The 16,338-nt window shown below is 67.4% G+C and carries 16 protein-coding genes; 4 read left to right on the forward strand and 12 right to left on the reverse strand.

Going from position 1 to position 16,338, the window contains the following annotated elements:
* The first annotated feature begins 53 nt into the window (after positions 1–53).
* Complete coding sequence (locus tag CEP50_RS07295; RefSeq protein ID WP_106113174.1) at positions 54–932, forward strand: NAD(P)-dependent oxidoreductase; 879 nt, start codon at positions 54–56, stop codon at positions 930–932.
* 41 nt (positions 933–973) lie between these two features.
* On the opposite strand, the gene CEP50_RS07300 is transcribed toward CEP50_RS07295, so the two are convergent.
* From CEP50_RS07300 to CEP50_RS07350, 11 genes are all read right to left on the reverse strand, one after another.
* The gene (locus tag CEP50_RS07300; RefSeq protein WP_106113175.1) at positions 974–1,237 is read right to left on the reverse strand and encodes a DUF3040 domain-containing protein; all 264 of its coding nucleotides are present in this window, start codon (positions 1,235–1,237) and stop codon (positions 974–976) included.
* Positions 1,238–1,381: 144 nt separating this feature from the next.
* Complete coding sequence (locus tag CEP50_RS07305; protein ID WP_106113176.1) at positions 1,382–2,320, reverse strand: quinone oxidoreductase family protein; 939 nt, start codon at positions 2,318–2,320, stop codon at positions 1,382–1,384.
* Between the two features lie 284 nt (positions 2,321–2,604).
* On the reverse strand, positions 2,605–2,895 hold the full coding sequence (locus tag CEP50_RS07310) for a WhiB family transcriptional regulator (protein ID WP_106113177.1): 291 nt from the start codon (positions 2,893–2,895) through the stop codon (positions 2,605–2,607).
* A 741-nt stretch (positions 2,896–3,636) separates the two neighbouring features.
* Positions 3,637–4,224, reverse strand: a complete 588-nt coding sequence (locus CEP50_RS07315) for a CBS domain-containing protein (RefSeq protein WP_181188253.1) — start codon at positions 4,222–4,224, stop codon at positions 3,637–3,639.
* A gap of 28 nt (positions 4,225–4,252) precedes the next feature.
* Positions 4,253–4,858 carry an Rv1733c family protein gene (locus CEP50_RS07320; protein ID WP_106113178.1) on the reverse strand — a complete coding sequence of 202 codons (606 nt, stop codon included), beginning with the start codon at positions 4,856–4,858 and terminating at the stop codon, positions 4,253–4,255.
* Positions 4,859–5,228: 370 nt separating this feature from the next.
* Entirely contained in the window at positions 5,229–5,669 is a 441-nt protein-coding gene (locus CEP50_RS07325; RefSeq protein WP_106113179.1) for a nuclear transport factor 2 family protein, read from the reverse strand.
* 41 nt (positions 5,670–5,710) lie between these two features.
* Positions 5,711–6,451 (reverse strand): thioesterase II family protein, encoded by a 741-nt coding sequence (locus CEP50_RS07330; RefSeq protein ID WP_106113180.1) that lies wholly within the window; start codon positions 6,449–6,451, stop codon positions 5,711–5,713.
* A 12-nt stretch (positions 6,452–6,463) separates the two neighbouring features.
* A complete protein-coding gene (locus CEP50_RS07335) occupies positions 6,464–9,748 on the reverse strand; it encodes a non-ribosomal peptide synthetase (RefSeq protein WP_106113181.1) in 3,285 nt (1,094 codons plus the stop codon).
* On the reverse strand, positions 9,678–10,985 hold the full coding sequence (locus tag CEP50_RS07340; RefSeq protein WP_181188255.1) for an aspartate aminotransferase family protein: 1,308 nt from the start codon (positions 10,983–10,985) through the stop codon (positions 9,678–9,680). Before CEP50_RS07340 ends, CEP50_RS07335 begins: the two co-directional genes overlap by 71 nt.
* Positions 10,986–11,170: 185 nt before the next feature.
* On the reverse strand, positions 11,171–12,061 hold the full coding sequence (locus CEP50_RS07345) for a universal stress protein (RefSeq protein WP_106113183.1): 891 nt from the start codon (positions 12,059–12,061) through the stop codon (positions 11,171–11,173).
* 95 nt (positions 12,062–12,156) lie between these two features.
* The gene (locus tag CEP50_RS07350; RefSeq protein WP_106113184.1) at positions 12,157–13,587 is read right to left on the reverse strand and encodes an endoglycoceramidase I; all 1,431 of its coding nucleotides are present in this window, start codon (positions 13,585–13,587) and stop codon (positions 12,157–12,159) included.
* Between the two features lie 304 nt (positions 13,588–13,891).
* Here CEP50_RS07350 and CEP50_RS07355 point away from each other — a divergent pair, with 304 nt between their 5' ends.
* Both CEP50_RS07355 and CEP50_RS07360 read left to right on the forward strand, forming a co-directional pair.
* Positions 13,892–14,329 (forward strand): universal stress protein, encoded by a 438-nt coding sequence (locus CEP50_RS07355; protein WP_106113185.1) that lies wholly within the window; start codon positions 13,892–13,894, stop codon positions 14,327–14,329.
* Between the two features lie 129 nt (positions 14,330–14,458).
* The gene (locus CEP50_RS07360; protein ID WP_106113186.1) at positions 14,459–15,364 is read left to right on the forward strand and encodes a universal stress protein; all 906 of its coding nucleotides are present in this window, start codon (positions 14,459–14,461) and stop codon (positions 15,362–15,364) included.
* Positions 15,365–15,412: 48 nt separating this feature from the next.
* On the opposite strand, the gene CEP50_RS07365 is transcribed toward CEP50_RS07360, so the two are convergent.
* Positions 15,413–15,682 (reverse strand): DUF1876 domain-containing protein, encoded by a 270-nt coding sequence (locus CEP50_RS07365; RefSeq protein WP_019854161.1) that lies wholly within the window; start codon positions 15,680–15,682, stop codon positions 15,413–15,415.
* 338 nt (positions 15,683–16,020) lie between these two features.
* On the opposite strand from CEP50_RS07365, the gene CEP50_RS07370 reads away from it, so the two are divergent.
* Entirely contained in the window at positions 16,021–16,287 is a 267-nt protein-coding gene (locus CEP50_RS07370; protein WP_106113187.1) for a DUF3040 domain-containing protein, read from the forward strand.
* Positions 16,288–16,338: the final 51 nt, after the last annotated feature.

Genomic DNA, 16,338 nt, shown 5'->3' on the forward strand with positions numbered 1-16,338 from the left:
CCCGACCGCGATCCCCGCCGCACTCGCGGGAGACGAACGCTCCGGAGGCCACGATGACGACGATCGCTTTCCTGGGAACGGGCACCATGGGTGCTCCGATGGCGCGCAACCTGCTCGAAGCCGGTTTCGATGTCCGGGTCTGGAACCGTACCGCGGCCAGGGCGGAACCGCTGGGTTCGGCGGGTGCCACGGTGGCAGGCACCCCGGAGGAGGCGGCCGGGAACGCGGACGTGCTGGTGAGCATGCTGTTGGACGCGGAGGCGACCGTGGAAGCCGGGAAGGCGGCGGTCCCGGAACTGGCCCCCGAAGCGATCTGGGTACAGATGGGAACCATCGGCCTCAGCGGAATGGACCGTGCCCGGAAGGTCGCGGAGGGGATCCCGCTGGTCGACGCTCCCGTGCTCGGAACCCGCGCTCCGGCTGAGGAGGGGACGCTGACGGTCCTGGCCGCCGCTCCCCGAGGGATCCGCACCGTGCTGCGCCCGATCTTCGACGCGGTGGGGCGGGACACCGTGTGGGTCGGCGAGGATCCCGCCAGGGCCGAGGCGACGAGACTCAAACTGGCGGTCAACAGCTGGATACTCAGCCTGACCAACGCGGTCGGTGAGTCGATGGCGCTGGCCGAACACCTCGGCGTGGACCCGGCCCTGTTCCTGGGCGCCATCGAGGGCACGGCCACCGACTCCCCCTACGCCCACCTGAAGGGATCGGCGATCCTGAACGGAGAGCTCGCCGCCTCGTTCACCGTGCACGGAGCGGGCAAGGACGCCGATCTGATCCTCGAGGCGGCCGACCACCACCTGCGGATGGATCTCACGGCCGCCGCGCGGCAACGCTTCGCCCGTGCGGAACGGGCCGGGTACGGCAACTCGGACATGGCCGCGGCCTACTATGCCTCGTTCGGGCCGGACGGGCCCCACACCTCACGGTGACGCGGCCTGCCCGGTGTTGTCGGACCGCCGGCCTCGCGACCTCATCGACCACGCAGCCGCCACATCCGGACCAGCACGGCCGAGCCCGCCAGCACGGCCGCCAGTAACGCGGCACCGAACTCGGCCAGCACCAACAGCGTCACGGAAAGCGCCATCGCCACCGCGGCGAGCACGAGCAGTGGTGAGATCCCCCGCCAGGCGGATCGCGGGGTTCCCTCGGCCAACCCCCGTGCCAGCTCCGGGTCCTCCTCGGCGAGCCGGTTCTCGATCTCTTCCAGGCTACGGCGTTCGTGTTTGTCCAACATCGCCGACCTCCCGGCAACGCTGCCTGTCCACTCCCCTCCGGCAGCACCAGTGTCACACTCCCGTGCCCCCGGGAGCCAGGCACGGAATCGCGGGGAACTCGGCGGGTGCGGCCCTGTTCCGCGGGGCCGCACCCACTGCTCGGCTCAGGAGGAGAAGTCGAGCACCAGTCGACCGCGAGTCCCTCCGGCCTCCAGCAGCCGGTGGGCCTCGGCCGCCTGCTCGGCGGGCAGCACCCGGGCGACCCGCAGGCTCAGCACCGAACGCTCGACCTGGTGACGCAACCCGTCCAGGGCCACGTTGTCCTCGGCGGCTTCGACGACCAGCACTCTGTGCACCGTGATGTCCCGGCCGGGATCCCCCTTCCAGCCACGCACCACGGCCAGCCCGCCGCCGTCCCGCACGGCAGGAGCCACCGCCTCGTTCAGCACGGCACCGTCGGCGACACCGTCGACCCCCTCGGGCACCAGCTCCCGGATCCGCTCGGCCACGTCCTGCCCTCTGCGCACCACCCGGTCGGCACCGAGGTCCCGCACCAGCCGCTCGTCGGCCTCGGAGGCGTCACCGATCACGTGCAGCCCCTGCTCCTTGGCGAGCTGGACCACATAGCCGCCGAAGGCTCCGGCGGCTCCGGTGACGGCCAGGGTGGATCCGGCCGGAAGGGCCAGCTGACGCAACGCCAGATGCGCGGTGAGCCCGTTCATGGGCAGGGTGGAGGCAGCGGCGAAGTCGGCTCCTGCCGGAACGGGCGCCACCGAGGTCGCCGGAACGACGATCTCGTCCGCGTAGGCCCCTCCGCGCGGACGGACCGGCACCACCACGGCCATGACCCGGTCCCCCACCCGCGGGGAGTCGACGTCCTCGCCGACGGCGCTGACCACCCCGGCGGCATCCATACCGGGAACGTAGGGGGGTTCCAGCCCGTCGGTGCGGTGTTGTCCGGCCCGCAACGCCGTGTCGGTGGGATTCACGGTGGCAGCGTGCACCCGGATCCGAACCTCTCCCCTTCCCGGATGGGGCTCGGGAACGTCCAGGACACGCAATTTCTCGGGACCGCCGAACTCGGTCACACCCACTGCTCGCATACCGGACTCAACCAGCGAGGCGGTGGTGACATTCCCACGACGGGCCCCGTCGAAGCACCGTTGCCGAACGAACCGGGAGAAAGAAACCACCACCGGGAAAACAGAAACGTGACGGTGCCCGAGTACGCGGGGACTCGGGCACCGTCACGGGAAGTCACACGAGGCCACGGTGCACGGCTGCGGGGGTGCACGGAACGGGTCCGAGAAAACCGGGATCGGTCGCGGGGAGCACGTCCCGGCAGGATCGCCGGGAGACCGAGAGGCGAAACCGGTCCGTCACACCGTCACTGGCGAGCCGTCGAGGACTGGGCACCGTTGGACGCGGTGGAACGGCGGGCACGCCGGGCGGACTTGCGTCGTTCGTCCGGGGTCATTCCGCCGAAGATGCCGAAGTCGAGACCGTGGCTCTGCGCGTAGGCCAGGCATTCGGAACGGACGGGGCAGCTGGCGCACACTGCCTTGGCACGCTGTACCTGCTGCGCTCCGGGACCTACCTCGGATACCGGGAAGAACAGTTCCGGGTCCTGGTCGCGGCAGCTGGCGCGGTGCTGCCAGTCGGTGCTCATGGTGTCCATCGTGGGGCGCCTCCTTTCTCCTTTGGGCGCGATCGTGTGCGTGTGGTCGGTTCTGGGTGCCTTTCGGCGTGTGAGTACATCGCGGCGGTGAAAAGGCCGCGGTCAGCCACCCCGTCGAACACGTCGACGGGGCAGGACAACGACCAGCCTCACCTGCAACGCTGTGGGACCGGGACCAGTTCCGCGCCGCACGGGTGTGTCCGCTCACAAGAACTCACACGACCGGCCTTCCGGAGGATCCGGGCGGGCGCGCTCGAAGGATTTCCAACCCCGCGGTTCGAAAAGAGGGCGCGCGTCATCCGTCCGGGACGCCCGTGGCCGGGTTTTCCTGTTGTCGTAACCACACCGGTTCCGCGGTCACCTGATTCCGCCAACGGGATTCCGCCGTCCGAAGCGACGACCTCGGCCCGTGACCGGATCCCACAGTAGCCACGTTTACCCCATTTGACCAGCGTCGCAGCCCGGTGTTTACCGCTTCGTCGGCCTGAAGACTCTCGGAGAGGCAGTCCACCCGGCAGCGCCGCGACTCACCCCTGCAACGCTGATCGTCTGCATCTTACACACGAATCCGCCTTCTCGTACACCGGTAATCACCAAATCGGAGGTGTGATGTCGCATTCTTTCCATCCGTCGGAGGACGGAAACACGGAGGCGGAACGTCCGCGGGCCGAACGGGCCAGTACCGGGAGCGAACGGGGGAACAGGACACAGACCCTCACCGGGACACCGCGCCGACCCCGCTCACTCGGACCCGGCCACAGCGCACCGGGCCCGGAGCACGCCCGGAACGCTTTCGGCCAGTACCCGCGCCACATGGCGGTCCTCGGCGCTGTCGAACTCGTCCGTGATCACGGCCGTGCCCTCGTGCACCCGGACCGTCCAGCGTCCCTGCCCACCGAGGAAGGAAAGACGGTAGCTGATCTCCCGCGCCAGGAGGTCGTCGTTGCGTGCCAGGGTGCGCACGAGGTCGCGGCCGGTCACCATCCCGATCAGACGCCCGTCCTCGACGACGGGAACACTGCGGATCCGCTCCTCGAGAAGGACCTTCACCAGATCGGTCACATCGGTCTCCGGGTCGATGCCGGTGATGCGCGGTGACATCAGTTCACCCACCACTCCCGGAGGAAGATCGGCACGCCCCTCGGCGTCGCTGGAGTACCGGGGGTCGCGGGGAAAGCGGTCCCGCACCAGGTCGAGCTCGGTCACCTCCCCGAGCACGTGGTCCTCGGAGTCCACCACGGGCAACGCCGTCACCCCGTGTTCGACCAACAGACCCGCAGCGGTCTTCACCGGGGTGTCGGCCCGCGCCACCACACCCGGTTCGCTCATGACATCCCGCACCCGCATCGAGATCCCTTCACGTTTCTCCGCTTCCGCTGCCGTGGAAGCCGCCCCAGAGCCTGCCGTAACTGTTCCACTCCCGTTCCCAGGCACGCCAGCGCAGGCGGTCCAGAACCCAGCGTGTCCCCCAGAAGACTGCCGTGGAGCCGAACAACACCGCCAGCCAACAACTGAGGACGGCCGCGCTCGCCTCCCGAAAAGCGGCGCTCTCGGTCAACGGGGCGGTGACCTTCCTTCCCTCCGCGTCGATCCAGATACGCACGCTCTCCCACTTCCGGGCGCCCGCCCGGACCGCCACGGTTCCGGTGCGGACCCGGCCGTCGGGCGATCTCCAGGAGGCGGGGGCCTCCGTCATCGTGGAACCGCGTGCGCGGGGCACGGTGGAGACGGCGTCCTCCGTCAACACGGCCGTCACCGGAGTTCTGGTGTTCTCCTGGTGCCGAGCCAGCCGGAGCTGTTCCGCATAGGTCTGAGAGCCGATCACGAGCGAGACCGGCAGGCTCAGCACGGGCAGGAGCATCACGAGGACGAGCAGCACGCCCTCGACCCTGTCCGAGACCCGCGCAAGCGGATTGGCTCCCGGGCGAAGCAGCCGCACGACACGGAGAACGGACTCCCCCATCTCGCCGCCTTCCCTCTCCGAGGCTCCGCACGAACCAGTCGGATCCGAACAGCTGTCGTTTCCCTGCCCCGTTCACCCCGTGCGGTTCGACGGTGCCGGTGTGTTTCCCGGACGCCGACACGCCCCGCCACCAGCGATTCGTTCCCGTGCCCGCCCTGGCACCGCCCGCCCGCCTCCGGCCCGGGGGCTACAGCACTTCCCCACGGTGGGCGAACACCGGAGAGGACACAACTCGACGCCCTCAGCCACGCACCAACGCCGCCGGGAACGAACCGCACCAGCTCCGGGCCGCCGTGTCCCACGGACCACCGGTACCGGGCACTCCGTCTGACCAACGACACCGTCGAGCCAGCTGCTCGGGACGGGCGAATCACGAAACCGGTTCGTTCCGCCGCAGGAACTCGTTCACCACCACCGAGTCGACATAGGCATGCACCTCGACTATGACGTCCCCGTCGAACGTGCAGATCCAGACGTAGAACTGATCGTACGGATCACCGGCCACTCCGACAGAACCGCTTTCCATCTCGGCGACCACCACGGTGTCACCGACATGCAGACGTCTGATCCGAAACTGTAGGTCATTTCTCATCATCGGACGCAGCCGATCGACGACGAGAGTCAGGAAGGAACGCTTGGTCCGGTACTCGCCCGCCAGTGGGTGCTTTCCGTGCAACGTCCAGGACACGTCCTCGGCGACACCGTCGAAGAAACGTGGTATCGTGTCGGGCGATTCCAGTTGTTCGAACAGTCTCTGCCGTTTTCCGACAAGAGCGGCATCACCGTTCGTCAGGTCGGTCGTGGTGTACACAACAACTCCTCGGGCTCGTTTCTCTCCGACAACGCGTGCGGTCAAGCACCGCCGGTAATCTCACGGATGGTCCTCCCCGGGTCGATGAAACAGCTGAAATGATCCCCCGGAAGCACCGCGTACCTACAACTCCGCTCGGTTCGGCAGGACCAGGACCGCACCGTGTCCGCGTCGATGTCGGGATCGTCCTCGTAGGTCACCACCACGAGGGGAACCCGAACGCTCGTGCTCGCGGCATCGAGGCCGGCGTACTCGGCCAGCAGCTCGAGGTCGTGCTCCAGATTGACGGTCGGCGGCCCAGCCGCCTCGTGCTCTCCGCGAGAGTCTCCTCCCGCCGAACTCGTCATCGCTCGACCAACGCTCGCCCCGGACAGCTGGCCCACCGTCAGCCGGTCCGGCGACTCGCCCGCGGCGACAACGAGTTCCTCCGGACCAGCAACACCGAGCATCTCGGCGAATCGGCACGTCTCGTAGGCGACGACGGCTCCCATGCTGTGACCGAAAACCGAGTAGGGCCTGTCGTTGAACCACTGAAGGGCCACAGCTGTCCGACGGGCGATCGAACGGACGCTGTCCGGGGGGTCTTCCTCAAGTCGGTCTTCCCTGCCGGGGTACTGCACCGCCAACAACTCGTGACCGTCCGGGAGAAAAGGCACCCAACGACCGTAGACACCCGCCCCGCCACCCGCGTACGGGAAACAGATCAACCGATTCGTGGTTGGCGAGGGTTTGTGCAACGATCTGAGCCACCTGTTCGGAGGAACGTGGTGGTCGACACTCATTCCCGTCGCTCCTTACGCCGATCGCCGTTCTCGGCTCCGCAGAGCCTCCTCGATCGTTTCCGCCATACCCGCCAACGTCGGCGTCGTTTGGATCCCGCGAAGTGACACCCTGACACCGAAACGGTCCGCGATCACCGCTGCGAGTCGGGTGATCCCCACGCTGTCTCCGCCGAGATCGAAGAAACTCTGCCCACGCGCGGTCACCTCTCTGTCCAGCAGTGCGTTCCACTCCCGTGCGAGACACCTCTCCGTCTCGGTGCGGGGAGGTTCGTCAGGAACGGAGTCACTCATCGGTGCCGCCCAGTCGGCCAGCGTGGGGCGATCGACCTTTCCGTTGGCGTTCAGTGGGAGATCGAGCAGAACGAAAAGGCGAGAAGGACGCGCATAGTCCGCCAGCCAGTTTCGGGCGTGCTCCCGAACTCCCCGTAGGTCGATCTCGTCCCCCACCGGCTGGACGAAAGCCACGAGACCGGGGGCGCTCTCCTCGTTACCGACCACGGCGACCGCTCGGGAGACATCGGGGTGCGAACTCAGCACGGACTCGATCTCGCCCAGTTCGATGCGGTAGCCGTGCAATTTGATCTGATCGTCGAGACGACCGAGAAACTCCAACGCACCGTCATCGCGGTACCGGCCACGGTCACCGGTGCGGTACCACCGCACGCCGCCGATCTCACGGAATCGATCGGCGGTGCGCTCGGGATCACGACGATAACCACGAGCGACCCCGACACCACCGATCCACATCTCTCCCGGCACCCAGTCGGGGCAATCACGTTCCTGCCCGTCGACGACGCGGTAACGCTGATTCCGCAGGGGGTAACCGTAGGGTACGGACATCCAGTCCGGCTCGATCCGGTGCACCTCGAAGCAGTTCGAGTAAACGGCCCCCTCGGTCGCACCGCCACAGGCCAGAAAACGACACCCGCGTGCCAACCGGTGCAGCCGAGGGGGCAGTTCGAGTGGAATCCAGTCACCTCCGGTGAACACGACCCGCAACCACCTCAGGGGACTTTCGGAGCCCTCCGGGAGGGGATCCCCCTCCTCCCACGCCTCGGAACGAGCGCGCCCCTCCGCTGCGGCCACCTCCGCCGTGGAGACCACCATGTCCAGGAGTGCCGGCACCGAATCCCACACTGTCACCCGATGCCGTTCCATGAGGCGCAGCCACGCCTCCGGATCGCGCTGCTCGTCCGCGGTGGGTACCACGACTGATCCACCAGCCATCAGCGGTCCGAAAATCTCGTAGACGGAAAGGTCGAAGTCGAGCGCGGAGACCCACAGGGACCGGTCCGTGACCCGGAGGTCCCCACGACGGTTGAGGTCCTCCAGCGAATTGACCGCGGAACGGTGCTCGACCTCCACGCCCTTCGGGGATCCGGTCGATCCGGACGTGAAGATGATGTAGGCCAGCGAACGATCCGACACCGGAAGCGGCCGAGTCCGCGCGGGAAACCGATCCGCTTCGGCGGGTGGGACGTACTCGACGGATCCCACGTGCGTGCCCTGGCGGTCGATCGGTGCGCTTCCTATGACGAAGCGAACTCCGGCGGTGTCGAGAATCCGCTCCAAACGGTTCGAGGGCTGATCCGGCCCGACGGGGACATAACAGGCGCCCGCGGCGAGGACACCGAGCACGGCCGCGATCTGGCAGGGTCCCGCCTCCAGCCGGATCCCTACGGGTTCTTCGTGGTCGACACCGTAGTCACCGAGCAGCGCGGCGAAACGCAGCGACCACTCGGCCAGTTCGCTCCGCGTCAGGCTCCGCCCCGCATGCACCACGGCCGTGGCCTCAGGATCCGCCTCGACCGACTCGAAGAACGCCTCGTGCAGCAGCTTGCCGCTCAACGGACCGTCCGTGGCGTTCACCCGACGACGTCGCGCTCGCTGCCGTGCCGGCAACGATTCCGGCGGCGCGCTCGTCCAGTCACTGTCGGCGAAAGCGGTCAGGAGTTTCTGGCAGCACTCCGCCATCCCGTCGAGCACGCCGTCCCGGAAGGCATCCTCGGCGGCGTCCCACGCCATGCACATCGACTCACCCGAGGGATAAACCAGACAGTCCAACCACACCTGGGGGGTTTGCGTTCCCGTCCGCTGAGGGTGTCCGAAATGTCGAACGAAACGTTCCGAGACCAGGTCCCGGTGCATCTCCGTGTACACCGCACCGAGGACGGGAGCGGGCTCTCGGCGACGACGGGCCTCGTCATTGATCGCCTGTACCGACAGCGAGTCGCGATGGGCGTTCAGAACCCGTTCGGACCGGTTCACTTTCTCGAGCAACTCTCGTAGAGTGCTCCCGTCGGAGACGGTGACGGGGGCGGCCAGCAGGCGGCTGAAGTCCCCGACGACGCGGTCGATGTCCGCATGGACCCGGGGACGATCGAAAACGGGCACGTTGACCAGGAAACCCTGGCTCTCGCTCCAGCGAGCCAGAGTATGGACATAGGCCGCGTACAGCACGCTCTCGGGACGCGCGTTCACGCTCTCGGCTTTCTCACGGATCCGGCCCCACCTGCTCGGTGACAGCCACAGAAGACGACGACCGAACTCGGCTCCGGACAGCTCCTCGGGGGCGCACGCCATGGGCAGCTGTGGCGGTGCCAGGTCCAGGCCCTCCAACAGCCCGCGTGTCCGCACCGATGATTCGGAGGCTGACTCGCCCTCGAGCGTACCGTACTCGTTCCTGTACCGTGTGAAGTCGTACGTGATCGGTGGTGGCTCGGCTTGTTCGTAGAGCTCGACCAGATCGTCGAGCGCGATCCGGATACTGGGGGGATCCGCCACCATGAGGTCGACGTCAACGTGCAGGCGCGATGCGCCTCCCGGCAACAGGGAGAGCGCGAGAGCCGTCATCGGACCTCTCGTCGGATCAGGAGCGCGCCGGGCGAAACTCTCGCGCACCGTTTCCAACTCCGATTCAACGGAATCCACAGTACGACCGCTGAAGTCGTACACGGCGAGTGTGTCGACAGGATCCGCGCTGATAGTTCCCTGTCTCTCGTCGGGGAAGACGGCGCGCAACATCGGATGTCTCTTCTGCAGATCCTGATAGGCCGTGGACAACCGGGCGGGGTCCGGCGCGGTTCGGGAGACGAACTCGAAATACATGTGGCACCCGACACCGCCGAGCGGCTGCTCGGGGCTTCTGCCCAACCAGTACGACCGTTGAACGGGGGTCGTCGGAAAGGATCCGATGGTTTCTGAGCACGTTTCACCCATCCGCTCTTCACCCCCAAGAGGCCCGCACCCTGTCGAGTGCGTCGACGAGGACGTCCGCGCCCTGTCGCAGCTCGTCATCACTGACCGTCAACGGCGGCATGATCCGTAGGCAATTTCCCCTGCTCCCCCCGAGTCCGACCAGAAGTCCGTGATCGCGGCACTCGTCCTGCACGGTCGCCGCGAACTCGGCGCTGGGCACGGTTGTTCCGGGAAGGACGCACGTCAAGCCCAACAACAGTCCCCGTCCCCGCAGTCGATCCACGCACGAGAATCCGGTTCCTCGTTGCAACCGCTTCCACAGCAACTCCCCCGCTCGGTACGCCCTGTCGGTCAGGTTCCGACGCTCGATCACCTCCAGCGTGGCGTCTCCCGCGCTGACGGCCAGCGGATTGCCTCCGAAGGTCGACACCGAGGGCATGGGCAGGCACGACATGATTTCGCGTCGTCCGACCACCCCACCCAGGGCGAAACCGTTGGCCACCCCCTTGGCAAAAACCAGCATGTCGGGACACACCTCGTCCCACTCGTACCCCCAGAAGCGACCGGTGCGTCCCCAACCCGTCTGGATCTCGTCGACGATCAGGGGAATATCCCGCTCGCCGAGGATCTCGGCGTAAGTCGCCAACTGCCGGGGTTCCAACGGCACAGCCCCGGCGATCCCCTGGACCGGTTCGGCCAACATCGCCGCGACCGGCTGTGGCAACACCTCGTCGACGAGTTCCTCCAACTCCTCGGAGCACAACCGCAGATACGAGGCGTGATCCAGCTCCGACCCGACCCCCTCCTCCGGCTGCCCGGCTCGGACGTGAGTGACGTTCAGGGGTGCTGCGCCCAGGCCGAGCCATCGGTTGTCCCCCGTCGTCGAAAGCGCACCGAACGAACGACCGTGGTAACTGTGGCGCAGAGCGATGACCTGTCGACTACGTCGGTACTCGGTGGCGAGGAGCAACGCGGTCTCCACCGCCTCGCTTCCGGAACACGTGAAGAACACGACCGGATCGGGGATCCCGGAAAGTCGGGCGATGCGTTCGGCCAGTTCGATACGCGAACGGTCCAGATAGAACGTCGAGGTGTGTACGACTCCGGTCCTGATCCTCTCGAGCACCCGATCCCGCACCTCCGGAACGTCGTAGCCGAGCGAATTGGCGGCGACACCGGAATAGAAGTCGAGATACTCCCGGCCGGCCCGGTCGTACAGGTAACGCCCGTTTCCCGAGACGATCTCCAGCGGCGCGGCCGGATGGTACAGGGGAATCCAGGGCGGCATGACGTGTTGGCGCCGCAGCAGCAACTCGACGGACGCCTGATCATTCATACCGCCCCTCCAGACGAACGCCTGTCGTGGCACCGAGCGTGTCCGAAAACGAGACGGGCGACTGCTGACTCGATACTGACACGAGGCTGACACACACGCTCTCTGGTTCCGCACACAGAGCGTTGAAGGGGCGTGGACGAGACTCATCCGGCTGGTTCGAGCGGGCCCGGTACCGTGCCGTGGGATCACCGCTCCCGCCCGGATCCGTCCTGCCTCCGGGAGGTGGTCCCCCCTTCCACGGGCACCACCGCGACCGAACAGTCCGCGTGGAGCACCAGGGAACGCGTGGTGGATCCCAGCAGCATCTCCCGGAAACCTCCCGACCCCCTGTTACCCACCACGAGCAGTCGCGCGTCCCGCGCCAGATCGAGCAGAGTCCGAACCACACGTGCCCGCATCACGACCTTCTCGACAACGACGTCGGGATGCTCCCGCTGCTCTCCGGCCATCTGTTCGGAAAGCAGTCGACGTCCTTGCTCGGGATCGGCGGCGGATGACTCCTCGTGGACGTGCACCGCCGTCAACGGAGCGGAACACGCGGCCGCGGCCCGGAACGCGAAGGACACGGCGTTCGCGCTGTTCGGGGAGGCGTCCACTCCCACGACCACCGGCGACTCTCCCCCGGCCTGGTGTGCTCGTCCCTGCCGCACCACCACCACGGGAACGCGGGAGTGTTCGGACAGTCCCAGGGTCACCGAGCCGGCCAGCATCCCGGCGAACCCACCGAGTCCTCGCGAGCCCACCACGGTCATGAGCGCGCCGTGGGACTCCCGCAGCAAGGCCACCACCGGATTGGCCTCGACCGTTCTCGTCTCGGTCCGCACCCCGGCGGCCTCCCGCACGGCCTCGGTGGCGGTACGCAGCGCGCTGTCGGCCTGCTCACGCAACCCCCGGCGCAGCGCCTTCACCGGAACGAGAAAACGCGGATACCCTCGCTGTGGAACCACGTAGGCGTGCACCAGGCACAGCTTCGCCGAGTACCACGCAGCCTGGTGAGCCGCCCACACCGCGGCCCGCGTCGAGGAGTCCGAGCCGTCCACTCCGACCACGATCCGCGGTGTCGAGGAATCCGTCATGCCCCGATGCTCGCGCAGCAACCGCCCGTTCGCCCGTCCGCGGACGGTTTTCTGCTCACCTCAGCCCGGTGGGGTGTCGGCGCGGGGACCGGTTTTCACTCGGCTCGGAGGTCCACCGTGACCGGCTCGCTTCCGGTGGACTCGACCAGCAGGACGGAGGAACCGGGGGCCGAGACCACCCGTCCGCCCCGCACCGAGACCTCGTAGCCGTTCGGATAGTGCCGGTCCGACACGTAGATCTCGGTGGGGGCGGTGGCCGGTTCGGGCTGGTAGGTGTACTCGAACCGGCCGGTTTCCGCGTCGAAGTCCATGGACTCCGGTGTTCCCGCCGTGGCTCGCGGGTAGGTTCGGACGAGTTGCTTTCCGAGTTCCCCGCCGAAGGGATCCCGCCGTTCCTCGGCGGATCCGACCACACTCGTGTAGTGCCAGTAGTGCCAGCCCACGAACCTCTCGTCGGCCCGCTGCAGGGTGTTGGCCAGCACCCGGGGATCACCGTCTCCGAACTCGGTGACCATGGCGGGAACGTTCGTCCGCGCGACGAAGTCGTCGGCGTGGGACCAGGTCAGCTCGTGCTGTGCCGGGCAGGCACCGACCAGTTCCTCCGGCAGTCCCAGGTAGGTGGCGGCCTGGCTGGCGAGGCAGTAGTCGTGGAAGGAGAACGCCACCCGCTCGTCGGTGATCGGCGGTGTCCACGGGGGATCGGCCATGTGGGTGGGCATCAGCTGGTTCCAGGTGACGTTGGGTTCCCAGAACACGGGTAGTTCCGGAGCCACCCCCTTGATCCGTTCGGTCAGTCGTTCGTGCACCGCCTGGTACTCGCGGTCGAAGGCCGGACATCCGGCGGGGAAGCAGGTGGGGAAGGCCGTTCCCGGCCAGGGCTCGTTCAACAGCTCGATGCCGAGCACGGCGGGTTTGTCGGAGACCCTCTCGGCCAGTGCCGCCAGCGCGTCCCCCAGGTGGTCGAGCACCCCGTTGCTGTTGTTCCAGACCTCGTCCCAGGCCCGGTTCATACTCGGCATCAGGTAGTACAGCGGAAAGCCCGGGTTCGGTTCCCCGGGAAACGGTCGGCTTTCGAGCGCCCACTCCGGGAAGCCGTTTCCGCCCCAGATCTCGCTGAGTCCGTCCTGGTGGTTGTCGAGCAGCACGTGGATACCCTCCGCACCGAGAACATCCACCACGTGGGCGACACGGTCCAGGTACCGTTCGTCGAGCTCGCCACGGTTCGGCATCAGTCCGTCGAAGGACACGCCGAGACGGACGGTGTTGAACCCGTGTCGGGCCAACAGTCGGGCGTCCTCGGCCGTCACGGTGAAACCGTCCCCCGGTTGGACGTAGGGAGCGGTCTTGTCCACGTTGTTCACCCCGTGCAGCAGGACCCGGCGGTCGTGTTCGTCGAGGAACCACCGCCCCTGGATGCGCAGCTCCCCCGCCCGCTGTGGGGACGGGCTCTCGGCGTGGACCCGCGCCCCGTCGACCGACAACACGGCGGTGGCGGCCACCAGGGCCAGCGTGATCAGTCTTCTCATACCCGCTCCGTCACTGTCGGATCACGGGGACAAACTGTATGAAAATTATTCATTTAATTCGACGGTGTCGTCCCCCTGTCACCGGATCGGAGGTACGGAGCCGCCCGGGAGTTCACATTGTCGTTCCCGCGCACGAGCAGTACCGTGAGCACGGCGAACGAGCTCACACCGTCCCCGCGCCGACCGGGCGGACTTTGTTCCGCAGCCGACCCGCACCGCGGGTCCCCCGACCACGACACGAGGCCACCTCAGGAACGCCCGGGGCCGACCCGCACGGGGACCCCACCCGACCCGGGAGGAGACCATGGGTACCGAGCCCGAACGAGTCGTGGTCGGAGTGGACGGTTCACCGGACTCCGAGGAGGCTCTGACCTGGGCGCTGCGCTACGCGCTCACCAACGACGCGGAGGTCACGGCGTTGGTCGCCTGGGCTCCCCCCGACTACCACGACCCACAGGCTCCGAAGGTCGACCGGGGTGGTGAGGAGAACGCCACCCGTCAACTGACGCGGGCGGTCACCGACGCCCTCTCCCGCTTCGGAAGCGACCTGGAGGTCGACAGACGAGTCGCCCGCGGATCGGCGACGCGGTCCCTGCTGGAGGCCAGTGCCGACGCGGACCTGCTCGTACTCGGCTCCCGGGGCCACGGAGGTTTCCCCGGCGCCCTGCTCGGCTCGGTCGCCCAGCACTGTGTCCACCACGCGGCCTGCCCCGTGGTCGTGGTCCGCGAACCCGTCGAATAACCCCGGGGTGTTTCCGCACACACCCGTCCGCGTGTCCGACTACCATGGTCCACGGGCCCCGGAGCAGGAGAAAACCCACCGGCCGACAACGAAGACCACCGCTTCGGCGAACTCGGAAGGGTGTCAGCGATGAACGCGGAACGTGCCGGAAAGGTCGTCGTCGGCTTCAAGGAACTCGAACACTCCCGACACACGGTTCGCTGGGCCGCCTTCGAAGCGGCCAGCAAGAACCAACCCCTCCTGATTGCCCAGGCCATCCCCGTGCCGTTGGAGGAGTTCACCAGGATCCGCCTGCCCACTGAGGCTGTGGAGTTCGAACCGCTGCGCACGGAGTTGGAGACCGAACTCAACACCATGGCCACCGAGTGCACCCGGGAACTTCCCGATCTTCGGGTTCGCACCATGACACGTATGGGGCACCCGGCCAAGATCCTCGGGGAGACCACCGAACCGGAGGATCTGCTGGTGCTGGGACCACCGGACCAGGCCAAACCCTGGCGGATACTGCTCGGTTCCACCTCCGCCGAGCTGGTTCGCACCGCCCGCACTCCCGTGGTGGTGGTACGGGGCGAACGGGAACTGAGGAGGATCACCACCAACCCGCGCGAATTCACCAGGGTTGTCGTCGGGGTCGACGGCTCCCGGGGCAGTTCTCGGGCGGTCCAGTTCGCCTACGAGTTCGCCTCACGTCACGGAGCGGGACTGACAGTGTTGTTGTCCTGGAACGAGATCCGCAAGTACGCCGTCTCCCCGGCGGCCCGGCGCAGGCTCGACCAGAGCCAGGTGCACCAGACCTGCGAGAAGGTTCTCGCCGAAACCGTGGCCGGTTGGCACGAACGCTATCCCGAGGTCCCCCTGCACCGCCAGGTGGTGACCGAGGAGAAAGCCGCCGACGCGCTGTTCTCCGCCTCCGAAGAGGCCGACCTGCTCGTGGTGGGAAGTCAGGGACGCGGCTCCATCCGATCAAGCCTGCTCGGATCGGTCAGCTACGCCGTGGCCCACTACGCGCGTTGTCCCGTGGCCGTCGTGCACTGACGCGGCGGTCGAACGCTCCGAAGCCCCGCCTCCGGAACGGATACGTGCTCAGCTGTGGAAATGCGCCGGCTGCCCCGTCGAACGCTCGACGTCGGCGATGGAGACGTCCAACAGCTGGTGCGACAGCTGTGACAACGCCCGGGCCGCGGCCAACTCCGCACCTATCTCGGGGACGTTGACGTCGTGCGGGTTTCTGCGCGCCAACCCGTTACCGCGAATCTCCTCCCCGCCCCGTCGTCTCAACCGGGCCTCGGCGTGAGTGCGGTCCTCTCGCTCATCGATGTGGATCGTCACCGACCACTCCTCGGTCGCGATCATGATGTCCTCCCGATGTCACCGCGTCACCTTCGCCGGACCTGTCCGGGGACGGCGTCGGTGTCCGGTCCTCCCCGTCCCGTGAAAACGGTTCCGCCCGGTCCTTCGATCGGGCTCGTTCCGGCCTCTCCCCGGTTGGACCGGCGCATGCACGGAACGAGGCACACACCACCATGGTGAGCGCGGTCACATCCGCGGTGCAAGGAGTCCACCCGCACCGGCGGGTGCGGACGGAGACCGAAAGCCCCGGTCACATATCAGATTCGGGTAGGTTTCCCCCTTTCCCGTCGACTCCGCCCGCGCGAGTCTGGAACCGACCGGTTCGACCACGGGAGGTGGACATGCTCGACCGGGACGAACGGCGCCGCCTCGACGAGATCGAACGACACCTGACCGGCGACGACCCCGATCTCGCCGAACGCATGAACGGGCGGGCCTCGCGCCCCTCGTTCCGTGGAGCGCTGAGACCCAGAACGGCACTGGTCGTGTTCACCTATACGTGCGCCGCGCTGTGCCTGCTGCTCGGTGAGGGAGGCGGATTCTTCCTCGGCGTGGCCCTGGCGACCGCGCTGATCGCACTGCACGACTGGCGCGTGTACGCGGTGTGATCGCCCGTTCGGGTGGGACGCCCCACCCGAACTCCCCGACGAGCTGCCCCG

Origin of the sequence: Actinopolyspora mortivallis, from assembly GCF_003001495.1 — a bacterium.
Lineage (GTDB): Bacteria > Actinomycetota > Actinomycetes > Mycobacteriales > Pseudonocardiaceae > Actinopolyspora > Actinopolyspora mortivallis_A.